The sequence below is a fragment of the Pseudonocardia ammonioxydans genome (genome assembly GCF_900115005.1).
GTDB classification, from domain to species: domain Bacteria; phylum Actinomycetota; class Actinomycetes; order Mycobacteriales; family Pseudonocardiaceae; genus Pseudonocardia; species Pseudonocardia ammonioxydans.
In genome coordinates this window covers 35,008-52,829 of the sequence record NZ_FOUY01000021.1, presented here as the reverse complement: position 1 = coordinate 52,829, position 17,822 = coordinate 35,008, and the positions used below count along the sequence as shown (strand labels likewise).

Annotated in this window: 16 protein-coding genes and 2 tRNA genes; 7 read left to right on the top strand and 11 right to left on the bottom strand. The window is 74.9% G+C overall.

The features are described from left to right. Positions 1-45: 45 nt before the first annotated feature. The 3 genes from BM093_RS19965 to orn form a co-directional block, all read right to left on the bottom strand. Positions 46-121: transfer RNA gene (locus BM093_RS19965), tRNA-Lys, on the bottom strand. A gap of 93 nt (positions 122-214) precedes the next feature. Then, positions 215-287: transfer RNA gene (locus tag BM093_RS19960), tRNA-His, on the bottom strand. A gap of 112 nt (positions 288-399) precedes the next feature. After that, positions 400-1,080 (bottom strand): oligoribonuclease, encoded by a 681-nt coding sequence (gene orn, locus BM093_RS19955; protein WP_093346687.1) that lies wholly within the window; start codon positions 1,078-1,080, stop codon positions 400-402. Positions 1,081-1,187: 107 nt separating this feature from the next. Between orn and BM093_RS19950 the strand changes: the two genes are divergently transcribed. Beyond that, complete coding sequence (locus BM093_RS19950) at positions 1,188-2,783, top strand: helicase HerA-like domain-containing protein (protein ID WP_093346683.1); 1,596 nt, start codon at positions 1,188-1,190, stop codon at positions 2,781-2,783. 3 nt (positions 2,784-2,786) lie between these two features. Here the strand turns inward: BM093_RS19950 and BM093_RS19945 are convergent, their stop codons facing one another. The 4 genes from BM093_RS19945 to BM093_RS37435 all read right to left on the bottom strand — a co-directional run bounded on the left by BM093_RS19945 (position 2,787) and on the right by BM093_RS37435 (position 8,402). Then, a complete protein-coding gene (locus tag BM093_RS19945) occupies positions 2,787-4,478 on the bottom strand; it encodes a PH domain-containing protein (protein WP_143105445.1) in 1,692 nt (563 codons plus the stop codon). 188 nt (positions 4,479-4,666) lie between these two features. Then, positions 4,667-5,200 (bottom strand): PH domain-containing protein, encoded by a 534-nt coding sequence (locus tag BM093_RS19940; RefSeq protein WP_093346673.1) that lies wholly within the window; start codon positions 5,198-5,200, stop codon positions 4,667-4,669. Positions 5,201-5,283: 83 nt separating this feature from the next. Next, on the bottom strand, positions 5,284-7,386 hold the full coding sequence (locus BM093_RS19935) for an HNH endonuclease signature motif containing protein (protein WP_093346669.1): 2,103 nt from the start codon (positions 7,384-7,386) through the stop codon (positions 5,284-5,286). Between the two features lie 152 nt (positions 7,387-7,538). Next, the gene (locus tag BM093_RS37435) at positions 7,539-8,402 is read right to left on the bottom strand and encodes an acyl-CoA dehydrogenase family protein (protein ID WP_093346665.1); all 864 of its coding nucleotides are present in this window, start codon (positions 8,400-8,402) and stop codon (positions 7,539-7,541) included. 68 nt (positions 8,403-8,470) lie between these two features. Between BM093_RS37435 and BM093_RS37430 the strand changes: the two genes are divergently transcribed. Further along, a complete protein-coding gene (locus BM093_RS37430) occupies positions 8,471-8,977 on the top strand; it encodes a GNAT family N-acetyltransferase (RefSeq protein WP_093346660.1) in 507 nt (168 codons plus the stop codon). Positions 8,978-8,987: 10 nt separating this feature from the next. Then, positions 8,988-9,782 (top strand): HAD family hydrolase, encoded by a 795-nt coding sequence (locus BM093_RS19920; RefSeq protein WP_093346655.1) that lies wholly within the window; start codon positions 8,988-8,990, stop codon positions 9,780-9,782. Here the strand turns inward: BM093_RS19920 and BM093_RS19915 are convergent. Beyond that, positions 9,777-10,685 carry a ferredoxin family protein gene (locus BM093_RS19915; RefSeq protein ID WP_093346650.1) on the bottom strand — a complete coding sequence of 303 codons (909 nt, stop codon included), beginning with the start codon at positions 10,683-10,685 and terminating at the stop codon, positions 9,777-9,779. The genes BM093_RS19920 and BM093_RS19915 overlap by 6 nt on opposite strands. Positions 10,686-10,738: 53 nt before the next feature. Continuing rightward, on the bottom strand, positions 10,739-12,409 hold the full coding sequence (locus BM093_RS19910; RefSeq protein ID WP_093346645.1) for an AMP-binding protein: 1,671 nt from the start codon (positions 12,407-12,409) through the stop codon (positions 10,739-10,741). Positions 12,410-12,589: 180 nt separating this feature from the next. On the opposite strand from BM093_RS19910, the gene BM093_RS19905 reads away from it, so the two are divergent. Both BM093_RS19905 and BM093_RS19900 read left to right on the top strand, forming a co-directional pair. Continuing rightward, a complete protein-coding gene (locus BM093_RS19905; protein WP_093346640.1) occupies positions 12,590-12,790 on the top strand; it encodes a hypothetical protein in 201 nt (66 codons plus the stop codon). Positions 12,791-13,097: 307 nt separating this feature from the next. Next, a complete protein-coding gene (locus BM093_RS19900) occupies positions 13,098-13,922 on the top strand; it encodes a MerR family transcriptional regulator (protein ID WP_093346634.1) in 825 nt (274 codons plus the stop codon). Here the strand turns inward: BM093_RS19900 and BM093_RS19895 are convergent. Beyond that, positions 13,892-14,653, bottom strand: a complete 762-nt coding sequence (locus BM093_RS19895; protein ID WP_093346629.1) for a siderophore-interacting protein — start codon at positions 14,651-14,653, stop codon at positions 13,892-13,894. The two genes, BM093_RS19900 and BM093_RS19895, sit on opposite strands and share 31 nt — an antisense overlap. A 26-nt stretch (positions 14,654-14,679) precedes the next feature. Then, positions 14,680-15,285 (bottom strand): TetR/AcrR family transcriptional regulator, encoded by a 606-nt coding sequence (locus BM093_RS19890; protein ID WP_093346624.1) that lies wholly within the window; start codon positions 15,283-15,285, stop codon positions 14,680-14,682. Between the two features lie 147 nt (positions 15,286-15,432). On the opposite strand from BM093_RS19890, the gene BM093_RS19885 reads away from it, so the two are divergent. Beyond that, a complete protein-coding gene (locus BM093_RS19885; RefSeq protein WP_342743027.1) occupies positions 15,433-16,815 on the top strand; it encodes a flavin-containing monooxygenase in 1,383 nt (460 codons plus the stop codon). 16 nt (positions 16,816-16,831) lie between these two features. Further along, on the top strand, positions 16,832-17,794 hold the full coding sequence (locus BM093_RS19880; protein WP_093346619.1) for an o-succinylbenzoate synthase: 963 nt from the start codon (positions 16,832-16,834) through the stop codon (positions 17,792-17,794). Positions 17,795-17,822 lie beyond the last annotated feature (28 nt).

The following is a 17,822-nucleotide window of genomic DNA, read 5'->3' as shown; positions in this document are numbered from 1 at the left end:
GACAACGGCCCGCGGAGGCGGTTCCGCGTGCCGTCTTGTTGTCTTTGGTGCGCCGTCAGGGACTCGAACCCCGAACCCGCTGGTTAAGAGCCAGCTGCTCTGCCAATTGAGCTAACGGCGCATATTCATTTCTCGCATTCGCCGACCCCGGGCGAGAACGACCCCGGAAAACTAGCACGATGCTTTCCGGGATCGATCGCCAGGGTGGCGACCGGGTGAGTGACGGGACTCGAACCCGCGGCCACCTGGACCACAACCAGGTGCTCTACCAACTGAGCTACACCCACCATGCGATCTCCGCAGCCATTCCCTGCCGGATCGTGAGACCCGTCAGGCCGTGGCCGGAAGTGCTGACACAGCATAGCTCCCGGCCGTACGGGGGTTGCGCGGGGGGTTGTCCTAGTGGCTCGCGGTGCCCTCCACCCGGCCGTTCACCGGGGTCTCCACCTGGCTCGCTGCCTGCGGATCCGCGGGTGCGACGGCGACGTCGGCGACGGCGGCCGCCGCGGTCTGCGCCTGCTCGGTGCTCGGTCCGGGCGGGGCAACGAACAGCGCCTTGCGGTAGTAGGCCAGCTCGCGGATCGACTCCCGGATGTCGGCGAGCGCGCGGTGCGCCAGGCCCTTCTCCGGCTTGGCGTAGAACACCCGGGGGAACCAGCGCCGGGCCAGTTCCTTGAGCGAGCTCACATCGATCATCCGGTAGTGCAGGTAGGCGTCGAGCTCCGGCATGTCCCGGGCGAGGAAGCCGCGGTCGGTGGCGATGGAGTTGCCGGCCAGTGGCGCGGTGCGCGGGTCGGGGACGTGCGTGCGGATGTAGTCGAGCACCATCTGCTCGGCCTCGGCGACGGTGACCGTCGCGGACCGGACCTCCTCGGTGAGCCCGGAGCGCGCGTGCATCTCGCGCACGACCTCGGGCATCCCCTCGAGCTTGCCGGCGTCGCAGGAGATCACCACGTCGACGCCGTCGCCCAGGATGTTGAGGTCCCCGTCGGTGACCAGCGCCGCGATCTCGATGAGCGCGTCGGAACCCAGGTCCAGCCCGGTCATCTCGCAGTCGATCCACACCAGCCGGTCCGTCATCCGTGCAGACTATGTGACGTCGTCGCGGCGGGCCGGGCACCCCGGCGCCGCGCCGCCGGCGGTGCGGAGCAGCTCCCGGCCCGCCGGGTGCCCTACGCTGCGACGCCGTGGCCGAGAACACCCCCGCCCGAACCATCGCCGACGGATACGCCACCGACGGTGCCGCGCTGGAACTCGGCACGGTGCTCGTCGACGGCGTCTGCGACCCCGAGGCCCGGGTGCGCATCCCGCTCGCGACGCTGAACCGGCACGGCCTGGTCGCCGGCGCCACCGGTACCGGCAAGACGAAGACGCTGCAGGCGCTCGCCGGGCAGCTCTCCGACGCCGGGGTCCCGGTGCTGCTCGCCGACGTCAAGGGCGACCTGTCCGGGATGGCCCGGGCCGGTGAGCGCAACGAGAAGATCGACGAGCGAGTCCGTGACACCGGCGACGACTGGACCCCGACGGCGTACCCGGTGCTGTTCCTGTCGCTCGGCGACGGAGGTGTCGCCGTCCCGGTCCGCGCGACGATCACCCAGTTCGGCCCGATCCTGCTGGCGAAGGTCCTCAGGCTCAACCCCACCCAGGAGTCGACCCTCGGCCTGATCTTCCACTGGGCCGACCAGCGCGGGCTGCCGCTGCTCGACACCAAGGACCTGCGCGCGGTCATCCAGCACCTGACCTCCGACGCGGGCAAGGCCGACCTGAAGGGGATCGGCGGGGTGTCGTCGTCGACGGCCGGGGTGATCCTGCGGGCGCTGGTGAACCTGGAGGCCCAGGGCGGGGACACGTTCTTCGGGGAGCCGGAGCTCGAGCCCGCGGACCTCATGCGTCAGATCGGCGGCAAAGGTGTCGTGACGCTGCTGGAGCTCGCCGAGCGTGCCGCGAACCCGATGCTGTTCTCGACGTTCCTGATGTGGCTGCTGGCCGAGCTGTACGAGGAGCTGCCCGAGGCGGGCGACCTGGACGAGCCGAAGCTGGTCTTCTTCTTCGACGAGGCGCACCTGCTGTTCGCCGACGCGTCGAAGGCGTTCCTGGACCGCATCGAGCAGACCGTGAAGCTCATCCGGTCCAAGGGCGTCGGGGTGTTCTTCTGCACGCAGCTGCCCACCGACATCCCGAACGAGGTGCTGTCCCAGCTCGGTGCCCGGGTGCAGCACGCCCTGCGGGCGTTCACCCCGGAGGACCAGCAGGCACTGAGCCGGACGGTCAAGACCTACCCGCGTTCCGACGTCTACGACCTCGAGTCGGCGCTGACCTCGCTGGGCACGGGCGAGGCGATCGTCACCGTGCTGTCCGAGCGGGGCGCGCCCACTCCGGTGGCGTGGACCCGGCTGCGGGCGCCGCGCTCGATGATGGCCGCGATCGGCGAGGACGAGATCCGCGCCGAGGCCGCGGCGTCGCCGCTGCAGGAGAAGTACGGCGAGATGGTCGACCGCGACTCGGCCTACGAGCGGCTGACCGGGCGGATCGCCTCCGGCCCCGGAGGTGACGCGGTGCCGGTCGGGGCACCCGCCCCGCCGCCCGGTGACGCCCCGCCGCCGGCCGGGGCCACTCCGCAGGCCGGTGGGACACCGCCTCCGCCGCAGCCGCAGGACTCCAGCGAGAAGAACTGGTTCTCCAAGATCGGGGATTTCCTGCAGTCGCCGACCGGGCGGCAGATCACGAACACGGTGACCCGGGAGATCACCCGGAGCCTGTTCGGGACCCGCCGGCGGCGGTGACGGTCACGCCCGCAGGCCGGTGACCGCCTCCGGGGTGACCTCCGCCATCAACGCGGCGGCGTCGGCGGGGGACAGGTCGAGCACCTCCACCGCGCCGCTGCCCGCGGCCGTCGTCGCCTCGAGGGCGACGACGCCGGCCCGCCGCTGGAACAGGCTCTGCCGGATCCGCCAGCCGATGACGCCGTCGCGGCGCAGTGCCGAGGTCGTCCGGACCAGCGAGCCACCGCGGGCGACCAGGTAGCGCTCGTCGAGCCGGTGCCCGAGTGCGCGGTAGCGGTCCAGCGCCAGCGGGACGGCGAGGAGCACCAGCAGCACCGCGAGGAACAGCGGCCACACCGGGCCACCGACGTGGACGAGGACGCCGGCCGCCACCGGGAGCACCAGCGCGGGCCCGATCGCGCGGACCAACCGGCGGGTGCGGGCCCGCGGCGGGTGCGGGCGCAGCGGACCCGCGGTGACCTCGGTACCGGTGCGGGCCGCGGTCGCGGCGATCCGGTGCGCCTGTGCCCGGGCCACGGGTGGGCCGAGCGCTCCCGCGTGGCTCTGCTCGCCGTCCGCGCCGGCCAGCCCGACGGTGAGCGCCCCGGCCTGCGCACCCCGGCCGATGACGCGGACCAGCAGCGGCTCGGTGACGGTGACGCCGCGCAGCCGCTGCTCGGACACCGACAGCGACCGGCGGGTGAGCAGCCCGCGCCGGACGCGCAGGGTCCCGTCCGGTTCGCGGGTCAGCAGGAACCCCCACCACCGCTCGACGAACAGCACGATCGAGCCCGCGACCATCACGACCAGCAGCAGGAGCACCCCGACGAGCACCGACGCCCAGATCGGCACGGCGCTGAGCCCGCCGGTGACGACGTCGGCGCCGGGGAGGTTCCGGGGATCGACGTCGGCCTCGCGGAGCAGGTTCCAGCCGGCGCCCGCCGCGGCGCCGATCGCGGCGAGCGAGCTGACGGTGAGCGGCGCGAAACGCAGCGACGACCAGTCGATGCGGTCGATCTCCTCGGCGGCCTCCGGCTCCGGCGCGGCCCCGGCCGGGACCGCCGGGCCGGCACCGGACTCCGGGATCGTGCCGGTCCCCGGGATCGTGCCGGCCGCGCCCGGGCCGCCGGTCGCGTCCGCGCCGGCGGACGGGTGTGCCCCCGCCGGTGCGTCCGCGCCGGTGCGGGCCGGCGCCCCCGGCCGGGACAGCAGCTCGCGCCGCAGCCGTTCGGCCTCGGCGGTGGTGACGGCGTCGAGGTCGAGACCGGACTCCTTGCCCGCGCTCTGCCCCGAGCCGACCTTCACGACGCTGACGCCGACCAGCCGGTGCAGCAGGGGCGCGGTGAGGTCGACCGTCCGGATCCGGTCCCGCGGGACCGAGCGGCGCTGCCGGTTGAGCAGCCCGCTGTGCAGCTCGACGCGTTCGTCGGTGATCCGGTAGCGGGTCGTCCGCCAGCGGACCACCCCGGCGCCGACGGCGAGGACCGCGATCCCGGCGGCGATCCACAGCTGGACGTCGTTGCCCCGTCCCGCGCCGAAGAGCAGCAGGACGATCAGCGCGGGTGCGAGTTTGAGCAGAGCGGTCGCGGGCGCGACCACCAGCATCAGCGCGGGCAGGCGGCGCCACGGTGGCTCGTCGGGCCCGGTCGTCCCCGTGGGCGTGTTCGAGGCCGACCCGTCGGGGGCGGGACCACCGGTGCCGGACGGGGGCGGCATCGATGGGGAGGTGTCTGCACCGGACGCGCCGGAGCTCGGTGCTCCACCCTGCCCGGACCCGTGGTGCGGGTCGTCGGCGGCCGGTTCCCCGTGCCCCACCGCCGCGGCACGGCTCCAGGGCGGGGGCACACCGCCGGTCGCCGTGTCCCCGCCACCGTGGGGGCCGCGGTCGTCGGGCCCGCCCGCGGTCACGTGGCGTCCCCGGGGTGACGGCCGGTGGTCTCGGTGAGCCGCCGGGCCAGCTCGCGGGCCTGGTCGGCGTCGAGGCCGGCGATGCGGACCGGACCACGGGCAGATGCCGTCGTCACGGTGACGGTCGCCAGCCGGAGCGCCTGCTGCAGCGGTCCGTGCTCGGTGTCGACGGTCTGCACCCGCGGGATGGGGGCGATCCGCCACTCCCGGACCAGCCAGCCGGAACGGTGGTAGACCGCCTCGTCGGTGACCTCCCAGCGGTGCAGCCGGAAGCGCAGCGACGGGACGACCAGTACCTCGACCAGCAGCCAGAGCACGGTGAGCGTGATCGTCGCGATCAGCAGGCCGTGCCACGGCCGGGGCGGCAGGAAGTACCAGCCGACGCCCTGGGCGACCAGCAGGACGATCGGGAACGGCAGCGCGCGCAGCCGCCACCACCAGATCGCTCGCGGGTCCACCTGATGTGCGGGGGGACGCAGCGGGAGCGGCAGCGATGCATCGCCGGTGGTGACGGGCCCGGTCGCGGTCATGCCCCCACTCTGCCGAACGGGCCGACGGAGGTCAGCCACCCGCGCCGTCGGTGATCGTGCCGTGTCCGGAACCCGGCGAGGAATCAGAACGGCGGTGGGGCATCGTCGCGCACGCTGCTGTTGGCCGGGGGAGTGCGTGGTGGGGTGCCGCCCGGTGTGGTGTGCCGCCGGGGCGTGGGACCGGCCGGCTCGATGCCGTCCGTCGAGGTGTCGTTCTGGGCCGGCGGGCCGCGTTCGTGTCGGCGGAGGTCGGGTTGTTCGTCGTCGGCGTAGACGGGCCCGGGGGCGGGCGCGTCGAAGGCCGGGTCGTCGTCGCGGCGCACCGGTGTGATCGGTGGCGGCAGGATCGGTTCGGGGTCGACCCGGTACTGGCGTTTGAGCGGGCTGGTCCAGATGAAGTGGCCGGGTTCTGGCTGGTCGAGGCGCCAGTTGCCCTTGGTCTTCAACGTGTGGTCGTGCCGGCACAGCGGCCCGAGGCCGCCGCGGACGGTCGGCCCGCCGTGATGGTGATCGCGAGTGTGGTCCTGGTCGCAGCGCCGCGCTGCGGTACGACACCCGGGGCTGAGGCAGGTGCGATCCCGGACCTCGGTGTGGCGCCGTAGCGCGGCGTGCGGGAACCGGGCGTTCGGTTGGTTGTCGAGTGCGGCGTCGGGGTCGTCGTGTTCGGTGTGCTGCCGGTATTGGTCGGCGATGTCGGTGATCACCTTCGCCCAGGCGTCGTGCTCGGCGGCGTTCGCGGCGAGGGTGGTGAGTTGGGTGGCGGGGATGTGGAGTTCGACGATTCCGCCGGGTGGGCCGGTGGGGTCGCGGGGTGTCGGGCGGTGTCGGGTGATGCCTTCGGCGAGTAGGTGGCCGTGGTCGTCGACGACGACCCAGCGCCATGGGGCGCGGTGCTGGCGGGCGACGAGGCGTCGTGCGGCACTGGCCGGGATCGGACCCCAGCCGGGGAGTTCGCCGGCGCGCTGGTCGAGGCCGAGCAGAGTCGTGAGCGGGACGCGGACCTCGGTCCCGACACCGGCGCTCTTGCGGGGTGCGGTGTGGTCGTTGCTGCGGCGTTGTGAGGGCACGGTCGGAGATGGGTCGGGGTTGGCGTCGGGGGGTGCGGGTGTGCCGCCGCCGTTCGGGCCGCTGGGTCGGGGATCCCCAGGACCGGGGGCGGGGCCGGACGGTCCAGGCGGTCCCTGGTCGTCGGTGTCAGGATCGTCCGAGTCCGAGTCCGAGTCCGAGTCCGAGTCCGAGTCCGAGTCCGAGTCCGAGTTGGGATCGGAGTCGGCGCTACCGGAGGCCGGGTCGCCGGCCGCTGGGCGGCCCGCGGCCGGGGTGCCGGCTGCGGGCTTGTCGACCTCGCTACCGGTGGGGTTGTCGGCGTGGCCGGCGAAGCGTGCCATCAGCGCGCGCAGGATCCCGGCGCGGTCGAGGCCGTGCAGTGTCCCGTCGAGCAGGCCGAGGACGAGGTCGGCGCGGATCTGGTCGATCGTGCCCGGGTGCCCGTCACGCCGGGCGGCCTTGGCCAGGGCGTCGAGGCGTTCCCACGCGGCGGCGGCTTCCTCGGCGGGCAGGCCTTCGGCGGAGATGACGGCGGTGCCGGTCTCGGTCAGATACGCCACGACCAGCCGGTCGCGGATGGCTTTGCGGTAGCGGCGCTCGTAGTAGGCGGGGTCGAGTTCGAGGATCAGTCGTTTGATCCGTTCCCCGATCTGGCCGGTGGTGAGCTTCGGTGCGTGCGGCAGGACCGCCTCGCAGATCGCGGCGCGTTGGGCTTCCGGGAGGTCGGCGAGGTGCTGGGCGAACACCCGGGCCTTGGTGCGGTCGATCCGCCCCTGGCACAGGGCGGCCTGCACCTGCGGAAGATCGGACACCAGGGTGACGGCGAGGCCCATCTCGTACTCGGCGGCGCGGCGGTTCCAGGCCAGTGCGAAGCGGATCTCGTCCGACCCGTACTGGTCGGGCAGCGCACCGCGGCGGATCTCCAAGGGACCGGCGAACGGGCGCCGGTGCACCACCTCGGAGATCGCCGCGAACATGTGCGCTTGGTGGTGGGACAGCTGCCGGGAGTGGGCGAGCATGACCTCGTCGATGTCGTCGTTGCACACCTGGGTCAGGTCGATCGAGGCGAGGACGGCGGCCAGGTCGGGGCCGGGTGGCATGGTCGCCAGCCCGTCCGGTATCGCCTGCCCCAGCTGCATGGTTCGAACATACGCTCGACCCCTGACAGTTTCGGGGCAGTGAATCGACAGGGCAGCGAATCGACCCAGGGAGAAAGACGGTCACGCGAGCGTCGTCGACTACCCCGACCTGGTGATGATCGGTGCAGTCGCCCCGGGTGACCGCTACCTGTTCATCCTCGTCCCGGCGGGAGGCGCCCGGGCTGTGGGCCGGGGTGCCCCTGCCGCTGTCGGTGATGGGCGGGACCCGCACGGTCGCCGTCGAGTTCGACGATCTCGCTGTCGGCGGCGACACGGTCCTCGCCGACGTCGACGGCGCCGCCTGGCGCGAGCTCGACGCGGCCCGGACGGCGAACCCGACCCCGGCCTCGATCGGGCTGCTGCGCCGGGTGCTGACCGAGCTGGACCGGCTCGGCCACGAACGGGACCGGCCGGAGGCCGTCGAGCTCGCCGCGGCGCTGGGGCCGGGGGCCGCTCGTCGCCCCGACACTCGGGCCGGAGGCAGGCCCCAGCCGGTGCACCAGTCGGACCGGCCGCGGAGCCGCCACCCGGAGCCGTCCGGCTCGGCGGTCACCGCGGGCGCGCCAGGTCGGCGCAGGTGGGCGATCGCGATCCCGGCGCGGTGCGTCCTGGTGCTCAGCCCGGCGCGGTGCCGTGCGGCGGCGGGGCCGGTGCGGACGCTCCCCTCCGGCAGGTCCACCGGCCTGCCGCGGGCCGGCTGCAGCGGGGTGCGGTGCCTGGGTCCCGACGAACCACGTCGCCCCGCAGGCCCCGGCCAGCAACTCGACGGTCTCGGCGTCGACCCGGGCCCCGGCCCCGTGCCCGCCCTCGTCCGCCGGGACGGTCACCGACAGCAACCCGGCGGCGGCGACCGCCTCGCACGCCTCCCGGGTCACACCGCGGGCGGGGTCGTCGGCCGCGCCGGTCCGCGGGGCGAGGACGCGGTCGGCGACGTCGGTCGCCGCGACGACCGCGGGATGGGTGGCGAGGTCGGCGGGCGGGGCGAACGGGCCGACCGGGAGAGGCGACGTGCTCACCGGATCACCGCGGCACGAGTACCCGAATCAGGTGGCGGCCGCGTCGGCGGCACCGGCACGATCCACCCGTGCCCGAGCACACCACCGAGCCCGCCGGTCCCACCGCCGACCTGCGCACGGAGCGGCTGCTCCTGCGCAGCTGGACGCCCGAGGTGGCGGCCGCTGTCCTCGCCGGGGCCCGCGGCACCGGCTGGGCCGACGACTTCCCGGCCGACGGCGACCGGGTGATCGCCGGGCTGCTCGCCCGGGAGCCGGGCGGGCCGGGCTGGGGCCGCCACGGCCACCGCCTGCTCGTGGAACGGTCGAGCGGCCTCGTCGTCGGCGGGGCCGGGATGTTCCCGGAGCCCGGCGGGCCCGGGCTGGAGATCGGCTACGGCGTCGTCCCGTCCCGGCGGGGGCGCGGCTACGCCGGCGAGGCCGCCGCCGCCCTGGTCGGGTTGGCACGGGCGGACGGGGTGTCCCGCGTCGTCGCGGGCGTCGACCCGGGCAACCCCGCCTCGGTGCGGGTGCTCATCGGGCTCGGGATGCGTCACATCGGCACGGTCGACGGGGTGGAGCGCTACCTGCTCGCCTAGGGTCGGCGACGTGACCCGACCCCGACTGGTCGCCCTGGACATCGACGGCACGATCGTGCACGGCAGGCGCCCGCCGAGCCCGCCGGTGCTCGACGCGATCGCGGCCGCCGCGAAGCACGCCGCGGTGATGCTGTGCACCGGCCGCACGGTCCTGGGCGCGGGCACCGCGCTGGACCAGCTGGGGCTCGACGGCGGCGTCACGCTGACCTCGAACGGCGCCGTCGAGATGGACACCGCCTCCCGACGGGTGCTGTCGGTGGCCCGGTTCGACGTCACCGCCGGGGTGCGGCGGTTGCGGGAGGCGTTCCCCGGTGCGGTGTTCGGCGCCGAGCACGTCGGGGTGGGCCAGCGGGTCAGCGCGCCCTTCCCGGACGGCATCCTCGCCGGCACCGTGACCGAGGTCGGGCTGGACGGCGTGTCCCGCGAACCGACGCCCAAACTGATCATGTACTGGCCGGGCCGGACCCCGGCCGAGACCGCGGCCCGCGCCGCCGGCCTGGAGTTCGACGACGCCACCATGACCCTCGACCACGAGCTGCCGTGGGTGACACTGGTGCCGTCCGGGGTCTCCAAGGCGTCCGGCCTGGCCCGGGTGGCGCAACGGCTCGGTGTCGACCGCTCCGAGGTGCTCGCCGTCGGCGACGGCGACAACGACCGCGAGATGCTGCGCTGGGCCGGCCACGGCGTGGCGATGGGCCAGGCGCCGCCGGAGGTCCACGCGGACGCCGACATCAGCACCGGGACGGTCGCCGACGACGGGCTGGCCACGGTGCTGGAGCGGTTCTTCCAGCCGCGAGTCCTATGAGTACAGGAGCGGGGTGCCCGCGACCAGCGGTGTCACCGGCTCCAGCGCGGCCCCGCAGGACGGCGGCTGCGCCGGACGGCCGGTGTCGGCCCGGACCTCGACCGTCCACAACCGGCCGTCGCGGCTGCGGACCGTGACCGGCCCCGGGCCGTCGACCGGCTCGACCAGCAGCGCCGAGGCGTCGCCGATCCCGGCGTGCTCGCGCACGGCCATCTCCGCGACCTGCGCGACGGGGTCGAGCCCGACGTGCCCGCGGCACGACCACGGGTCCACGTCACCGCCGGCGGCGGCCTTCAGCGCGGCCAGCGCGCTGCCGGTGTCGAGCCGCCCGTAGGCGTAACCGGTCGGCAGCACCAGCGCGGTGGGGGCGAACCGGTGCCCGCCCAGGTGGGTGCACTCCCACACGTCGGCGCCCTCGCCGGTCAGCTCGGAGGCGAGCGCGCGGCCGCGGACCGCGCAGCAGACGTCGCGCCGGCCGTGCGCGCACACCAGCAGCACCGGGTCGGTGACCGGCTCGCCTGCTCCGGGGTCGAAGGCGATCGAGGCGAGGTCGTCGGTGCTGCGGACGGTCCGCGCGGTGACCCGGGACCCACCCGGCGCGAGGTCGGCGACGTACACGGTGCGCGCCCCGTCGCAGTCCCGTCCGGCGCGCCCGGGCCTGCGGATGAGCAGCAGCAGGACGTCCTCGCGGCGCAGCCGCCCGAACAACTCGGCGACGTCCGGGTCGGCGTGGTCGGCCACGGTGCGGGGCCAGGCCCCCACGTGTTCGACGGCGATCAGCCGGCGGGCCGCGGGTGCGGTCCCCTCGAGCGGTTCCCCGGCCTCCTCGCTGAGCGCGGAACACCCGGCGCGCAGGGGAGCCGCCGCGGCCCTCGGGCCGGCGTGCGGGGTGGTGACCGTCATCAGCCCAGTGTAGGCAAGGTTGCCCTAACTTCAAGCCCGGGCACCTGGTCGTGTCAGGAACGACCCGGAAGCTGTTTCCGCAGGACCTTACCGGTCTGGTTCCGTGGGAGCTCGTCGAGGAAGTGCACGTCCCGGGGGACCGCGAACGTCGCCAGATCGGATTTCACCCGATCACGGATCGTGTCGGCGGTGAGGTCCGCGCCCGGCTCGGTCACCACCCAGGCGGCGAGGCGCTGGCCGAAGTCGTGGTCGTCCACGCCGAGCACGCAGGCCTCCCGGACCCCGTCCAGCCCGGAGATCAGGTCCTCGACCGGCCCGGGATGCACGTTCTCGCCACCGGAGACGATCATGTCGTCGGCCCGGCCGGTGAGGAACAGCCGCCCCTGTTCGTCGAGGTGCCCGACGTCGCCGGTGCCGAGCAGCCCGTCGCGCTCCTCGAGGCCGGCCTCCCCGCCGGTGTAGCCCTCGAACGGCAGGTCGTTGCCGACGAACACCCGTCCCTCGACGCCCGGCCCGGCCGGCCGGTCCTGCTCGTCGAGGATCACCAGCGTGGTGCCGGCGGGGGCGCGGCCCGCCGTGCCCGGGGCGTCGCGCAGGTCGTCCGGGCCGGCGATCGACACCCACGACACCTCGGTGGAGCCGTAGAGGTTGTAGAGGTTGTCCCCGAAGCGGTCCATGAACGCGACTGCCTGCCCGCCGGGCAGCGCCGAGCCGGAGACGGCGACGACCCGCGGCGTGTGTTCCGCCCCCCAGTCGCCGGCCGGTCCGGTCGCGTCCGACTCGAGCAGCCGCTGCAGCATCACCGGCACCGCGAAGACCGTGTCGGCGCGGCGCTCGGTGACCGCGGCGAGGAAGCCCTCCGGGGTGAACCGGCGGCGCAGCACGACGGTCGACCCGTGCAGCGCCGCGAGCAGCAGGCCGGCGTTGCCCCAGGTGTGGAACAGCGGGGCGGCGATGTGCACCGTCTCGCCGGCGCGCAGCGGCATCGCGGAGAGGATCGACGCGGCCGGGGCCAGCGTGGACGGGTGCGGCCGCTTGGCGCCCTTCGGCGTGCCGGTGGTGCCGGAGGTCAGCACGATCTGCTTGGACCGCGGCGGGCGGAACGGCAGCTCGCCCGGCCCGCCGCGGGCGACCATGAGCTCGAGGTCGTCGAGCACCCGCCCGCCCGCCGCCCGCGGACCGTCCGGTGTGGAGGTCAGGACGAGCCGCGGGCCGTCCGGCACGACGTCGCGGAACTCCGGGTCGGCGACGATCGTGTGCAACTGCTGCTGGGACTGGACACCGCGCAGCTGCTCGGCGGAGAGCCCGGTGTTGACCAGGACGACGTCGGCGCCGACCTTCCCGGCGGCGACCAGCACCTCGACCGGGGCCGCGGAGTTGCGGCAGAGGATCCCGACCGGTGCCCCGGGACCGGCCCCCGAGTCGAGCAGCGCGAGACCGAGCCGGTCGGTGCGCTCGTCGAGCTCGGCGTAGGTGGTGAGCCCGTGGTCGTCGACGACGGCCAGCCGGTACGGGTGGCGCGCGGCGCCGACCGAGTAGGCGGCGGCGACGCTGTGGCCGTAGCGCAGCAGGGCGCGGCCCATCCCGTACAGCCGGCCCGGGCCCAGCGGCCGTACCACCCCGGACCGGGTCAGGGCCACGGCTGCGCGGGCCGTGCCGCTGCCGAGCTCGTAGGCCGTGCGCGCGGTGGCGGACAGGTTCTGGAGCAGCGGGGATGCGGCCATGGGTCGCAGTCTCGCAGGGCGCGGCGCGGGGGCGCCGGGCCCGGTCCGCAGCGGTGTGCGCGAGCCTGTGCGCGACGTCACGGTCCGCGCCCGTCATGTTCCGGTGCGTGATGACGATGTCCTTCACGTGGTGACCCACAGGTCGTCACGCCACCACCACACACTCCGTCGGGGATCCTGATGCGCCTGTACCTGCCTGCCCGCACGTCCGCTTCCGGCCGCACCCTCGTCCGTGCCGGGCGTCCGGCGAAGACCGTGCCCGGCACCGGCGGTCTCGCCGGTGTCTGCCGCTGCGGGGCCGCCCGCCCGGCCGACTCGCGGGTGCTGCCGTGGCGCGACTGCCCGTCCTGCACGCCGCAGCCGGCGCACGCCGGACGCTGAACGCGTCCTGCCGCTGAGCGAGTCCTGTCGGAGCCCCGCGCCGAGCCGGTGGACCGGCCGGCAGGGAGGGGGACCCGTCGGCCGGTCCACATCGGCGCAGCCCACGGGCGTGCAGCCGATGTGGACCGTACTAGCCGGAGCGGCATCGATGTCAAGGTTCGCCGGTTCGGCGCGGCCGACCAGCAGCGATCGCGGGCGTGCCGAGGAGTCGGCGATGTCGTCGTCCCGATCCGGGCCGTCCGGGCGGAGGCTGTCGGTCTGTCGGCGTATGTCCCCGCCGACCGGTTCGCGGTAGGGTCCCGCACCGATGCCCGGACCGACGCCGAGTGGGGACGAGTGCACCATCGACCGGCTCGCGGAGCGGGCCGGGATGACCGTGCGCAACGTGCGCGCGCACCTGTCGCGCGGGCTGCTCCCGGCCGGTGAGATGCGCGGGCGCACCGCCTGGTACGGCCCGGAGCATCTGGCCCGGCTCGAGCTCATCGCCGGGCTGCAGCGGCGCGGCTTCTCGCTCGCCGCGATCGGCGTGCTCATCCACCAGACGCCGTCGGGCAGCGCCGAGGAGGCTCTGCGGCTCTACCGCGGGATGCTCGCGCCCTGGGAGCCCGAGGAGCCCGTCGAGATCGACGAGAACGCGTGGCCCGGCTGGGTCGGTGGCGACGTGCCCGCGCGGGTGCTCGACGTGTTCGGCGCGACCGGGGTGGTGGAGCGCCCGGCCGAGGGGCGCCTGCGGATCCTGAACCCCGCACTGGCGCGGGCCGGGGCGCACGCCGTCGCGCTCGGGCTCTCCCCGGAGTCCGTCGCCGAGGTCGGTGTGGAGCTGCGGGAGCGGACCCGGGAGATCGCCGACGTCTTCGTCGGCCTGTTCCGCGAGCAGCTCTGGCAGGCGCACGTCGCCGCCGGGATGCCCCGCGACGGGGTCGCCGACCTGCGCACCACCGTCGAAGCGTTGCAGCCGGTCGCGACCCGGTCGCTGCTGGCGGCCTTCCGGCAGACGATGCAGGAGGCGCTGGACGACGTGGTCCGGGAGATCTCCGCGGACCTGGTCGCCGAGGCCCCGGCCGGGCAGGACCGCCGGCCCGGTCAGGATCGACGGCCCGCTCAGCGGGCCCGCCAGTACCCCGTCGCGTAGACGGCGCGCCGGTCGAGGCCGCGCTCGGTCAGCAGGTGCGCCCGCAGGTCCTTGACCGCGGCCGACTCCCCGGACAGCCACGCCTGGCCGCGCCCGGTGGGCAGCTCGGCCGCCGTCACGGCCGCGACCAGCGGTTCCCCGGCGGGTGTGGTCCCGCGGTGCACCCACTCGACCCGGGCGTGGCCCGGCAGTGCCTGTTCCTCGCCCGCGTCGGCGACCTCGACGATCGCCCGCACCGGCACGTCCGGGTGGTCGGCGGCGAGCGTCTCGAGCACGGTCGCGATCGCCGGCAGCGCCGACTCGTCGCCGATGACCAGGTGGTGCTCGGCGGCCGGGTCCGGGGCCCACCGCCCGCCCGGCTCGGACACCCCGACCCAGTCGCCGGGCCCGGCCCCGACCGCCCACGCCGCGGCCGGGCCGTGCCCGGCGTGCACCACGAAGTCCACGTCCAGCTCGCCGTGCTCGCCGGCGTCCGGGGCGAACCGGCGGACGGTGTAGGTGCGGATCGCCGGACGGGCCTCACCGGCCGGCCACACCGGCCCGCCGGTGGAGGCCCGGGGGATCGCCGGGCGGTCCTGCCCCTCGACCGGGAAGAACATCTTGATCCGGCGGTCGGGGCCGTGACCGGGGAATCCGGCCAGCTCCTCGCCGGTCAGGGTCACCCGGATCATGCCGGGTGTGATCCGCTCGGTGCGGGCCACCTGCAGCAGGCGGGGCGCGGTCGTGCTCATGGCCGTCCAGTCTCCCGGACGGGTGCTCAGCGCGTTCCGCGGAGTCCCGCGAGCCCGGTCCAGGCGACCTCCATCAGGTACTCGGTCGCCTGCTCCGCGGTGACGGTCTCGTCCTGCCCGCGCCACACCGCGAGCCGCTCGCAGGCCCCGACGATCACCTGCGCCCAGCCGGTCAGCCGCTCCGGCGCGGTGCCCGGGACCTGGGCGGCGAGCAGGCCGGCGATGAAGTCGGTCTGCTGGGCGCGGATCTCCTCGAGCGCGTCGTCGGCCACCCCGGCCTCGGAGCAGAACAGCTGCCAGGCCGGGGCGCGCCGGTCCAGGTAGGTGAAGAACGCGAGCGTGCCGTTGCGCAGCATCGACTCCGGGTCCTGCGCGGGGGCCGCGGCCTCGGTGATGACCTCCAGCAGCTCGGCCCGGGCCCGCGCGATGGCGGCGAGCAGCAGGCCCTCCTTGGAGCCGAAGTGGGTGTAGAGCACCGGCTTGGTCACGCCCACGCGCTCGGCGACCGCGTCCATCGAGGCGCCGGCGTACCCGCGCTCCCCGAACACCGCGACCGCGGCGTCCACGATCTGCTGCTCCCGTTCGGCGCGGGGGACGCGGCGCCGGGGGCCGGGAGCGGTCTGCGCGGTCACGACCGGAACCTTACCGGCAGTAGGTTACCCGTGGTAGGTTACCGCCGGTAACACCCGTGCGGTCCCGGAGGAGCCCATGTCCGAGCAGGTCGACACCCTCATCGTCGGGAGCGGTTTGCCGGTCTCGGGGCCGCGGTCCGGCTCGACGTGGCCGGCCGTCCCGACTGGCTGATGCTGGAGAAGGCCGACACGCTCGGCGGGACCTGGCGGGACAACGTCTACCCGGGCTGCGCCTGCGACGTCGAGTCGCACCTGTACTCGTTCTCGTTCTTCCCGAACACCGAGTGGACCCGCACGTTCGCCCGGCAGGGCGAGATCCGCTCCTACCTGGAGGACGTCGCCGACCACTACCGGCTGCGCGACCGGATCCGGTTCGGCGCCCAGGTGACCGGTGCCGAGTGGGACGGCGCGGCCTGGGACGTGACGCTCGGCGACGGCAGCACGCTGCGCGCCCGCTACCTCGTCCTCGGCACCGGGGCGCTGCACGAACCGGCCGTCCCGGAGATCGAGGGCATCGAGCGGTTCGCCGGCAGCGCGTTCCACTCCGCGCAGTGGGACCACACCGTGGACCTGCGCGGCAAGCGGGTCGCGGTGATCGGCACCGGTGCGTCGGCCGTCCAGTTCGTGCCCGCCGTCGCCGGGGAGACCGGGCACCTCACGCTGTTCCAGCGGACCGCGCCGTGGGTGCTGCCCAAGCCGGACAAGCCGATCCGTGAGCGGACCCGGCGCGCGTTCCGCCGCGTCCCCGGCCTGCGTCGCGCCTACCGGACCGCGCTGTACTGGCGGCACGAGGCGATGGTCGTCGGCTTCCTGCACCCGCGGATCATGCGGCTCGCCGAGCGGGCGGTGCGGCTGTACCTGCGCCGCACCTTCGCCGGCGACGCGACGCTGCGCCGGAAGGTCACCCCGGACTTCACGCTGGGCTGCAAGCGCGTGCTGATGAGCAACGACTACTACCCGGCGCTGCGCCGCGACGACGTCACCGTCGAGACGGCCGGGATCGAGCGGATCACCGAGCACGGTGTCGTCACCGCCGACGGGGTCGAGCACCCGGCGGACGTGATCGTGTTCGGGACCGGGTTCCGGGTCGGCGACGGTCTGGGCCGGATGTCGATCAGCGGCCGGGACGGGACCAAGCTGGCCGACCTCTGGCGGGACGGGCAGCAGGCGTTCCACGGCACGACGATCGCCGGGTTCCCGAACCTGTTCACGGTCGTCGGTCCGAACACCGGGCTCGGGCACAGCTCGATGGTGCTGATGATCGAGTCGCAGCTGAACTACGTCCTGGACGCGATGCGCCTGGTCGACGCCGACGGTGCCGTCGCGATCGACACCCGGTCAGATGTGCAGCACGCGCACAACGCCGACCTGCAGGAACGGCTCGGCGCCGCGGTCTGGGGGTCGGGCGGCTGCGCCTCCTGGTACCTCGACGAGCACGGCCGCAACCGCACGCTCTGGCCCGGCTACACCTTCAGCTTCCGGCGCCGGACCCGACGGGTCGACCCGGCCGCGCACGAGCTCCTCGCCTAGGCATTAGCGTGGGTGGGTGGACGGCTCCGTCTGGACCTATGCGCTCCCCATGACCACCCGCTTCCGCGGCATCACCGTGCGGGAGGGGATGCTGCTGTCCGGCCCGGCCGGGTGGGGGGAGTTCTGCCCGTTCACCGAGTACGACGACCACGAGGCCGTCGCGTGGCTGGCCGCCGCGCGGGAGGCGGCCGAGGACGGCTGGCCCGCACCGGTGCGCGAGCGGGTGCCGGTGAACTGCACCGTCCCGGCCGTCGGGCCCGAGCACGCGCAGCGGATCGTGCGGGCGTCGGGCTGCAGCACGGCCAAGGTCAAGGTCGCCGAGCGTGGCAGGCCCGCGGCCGAGGACGAGGAGCGGGTCGCCGCCGTCCGGGACGCGCTGGGGCCGGCCGGCCTGGTGCGGGTGGACGCGAACGGGGGCTGGTCCGCCGACGAGGCGGTCACCGCGATCGGCAGGCTCACCGCGGCCGCCGGCGGGCTCGAGTACGTCGAGCAGCCGTGCGCGGCGGTGGAGGACCTGGCGCGGGTGCGGCGCGCGGTCGACGTGCCGATCGCCGCCGACGAGTCGATCCGGCGCGCCGAGGACCCGATGCGGGTGGTGCGGGCTGGGGCGGCCGATGTCGTGGTGCTCAAGGTGTCGCCGCTGGGCGGCGTGCGCCGGGCGCTGCGGATCGCCGAGGAGTGCGGGCTGCCGGTCGTGGTGTCCTCGGCGGTGGAGTCGAGCGTCGGGCTGGCCGCCGGGCTCGCCCTGGCCGGGGCGCTGCCCGAGCTGCGGCACGCCTGCGGGCTGGGGACGGTGTCGCTGCTGGCCGACGACGTGGTCGCCGCCGCCGACCGGCTCGTCCCGGTCGGCGGGACGCTGCCCGTGCCGCGCCGGGCGCCGGAGCCGGCGCACCGGGACGCCGTCGCCGCGCCCGCGGAGCGGGCGGACTGGTGGCGGGCCCGGCACGACCGGATCCGGGGGCTGCTCGAGCGGGCCTGACCCGCCCCTGCCGGGGGCCGTGCGGGCC

Bases quoted from the DNA above. Each gene is read 5' to 3' on its own strand.
- BM093_RS19940 (WP_093346673.1), bottom strand. From the start codon at position 5,200: ATGACCGCGACCGGGCCCGTCACCACCGGCGATGCATCGCTGCCGCTC.
- BM093_RS19945 (WP_143105445.1), bottom strand. From the start codon at position 4,478: ATGCCGCCCCCGTCCGGCACCGGTGGTCCCGCCCCCGACGGGTCGGCC.
- BM093_RS19915 (WP_093346650.1), bottom strand. From the start codon at position 10,685: ATGACGGTCACCACCCCGCACGCCGGCCCGAGGGCCGCGGCGGCTCCC.
- orn (WP_093346687.1), bottom strand. From the start codon at position 1,080: ATGACGGACCGGCTGGTGTGGATCGACTGCGAGATGACCGGGCTGGAC.
- BM093_RS19905 (WP_093346640.1), top strand. From the start codon at position 12,590: ATGCGCCTGTACCTGCCTGCCCGCACGTCCGCTTCCGGCCGCACCCTC.
- BM093_RS19900 (WP_093346634.1), top strand. From the start codon at position 13,098: ATGCCCGGACCGACGCCGAGTGGGGACGAGTGCACCATCGACCGGCTC.
- BM093_RS19895 (WP_093346629.1), bottom strand. From the start codon at position 14,653: ATGAGCACGACCGCGCCCCGCCTGCTGCAGGTGGCCCGCACCGAGCGG.
- BM093_RS19935 (WP_093346669.1), bottom strand. From the start codon at position 7,386: ATGCAGCTGGGGCAGGCGATACCGGACGGGCTGGCGACCATGCCACCC.
- BM093_RS19910 (WP_093346645.1), bottom strand. From the start codon at position 12,409: ATGGCCGCATCCCCGCTGCTCCAGAACCTGTCCGCCACCGCGCGCACG.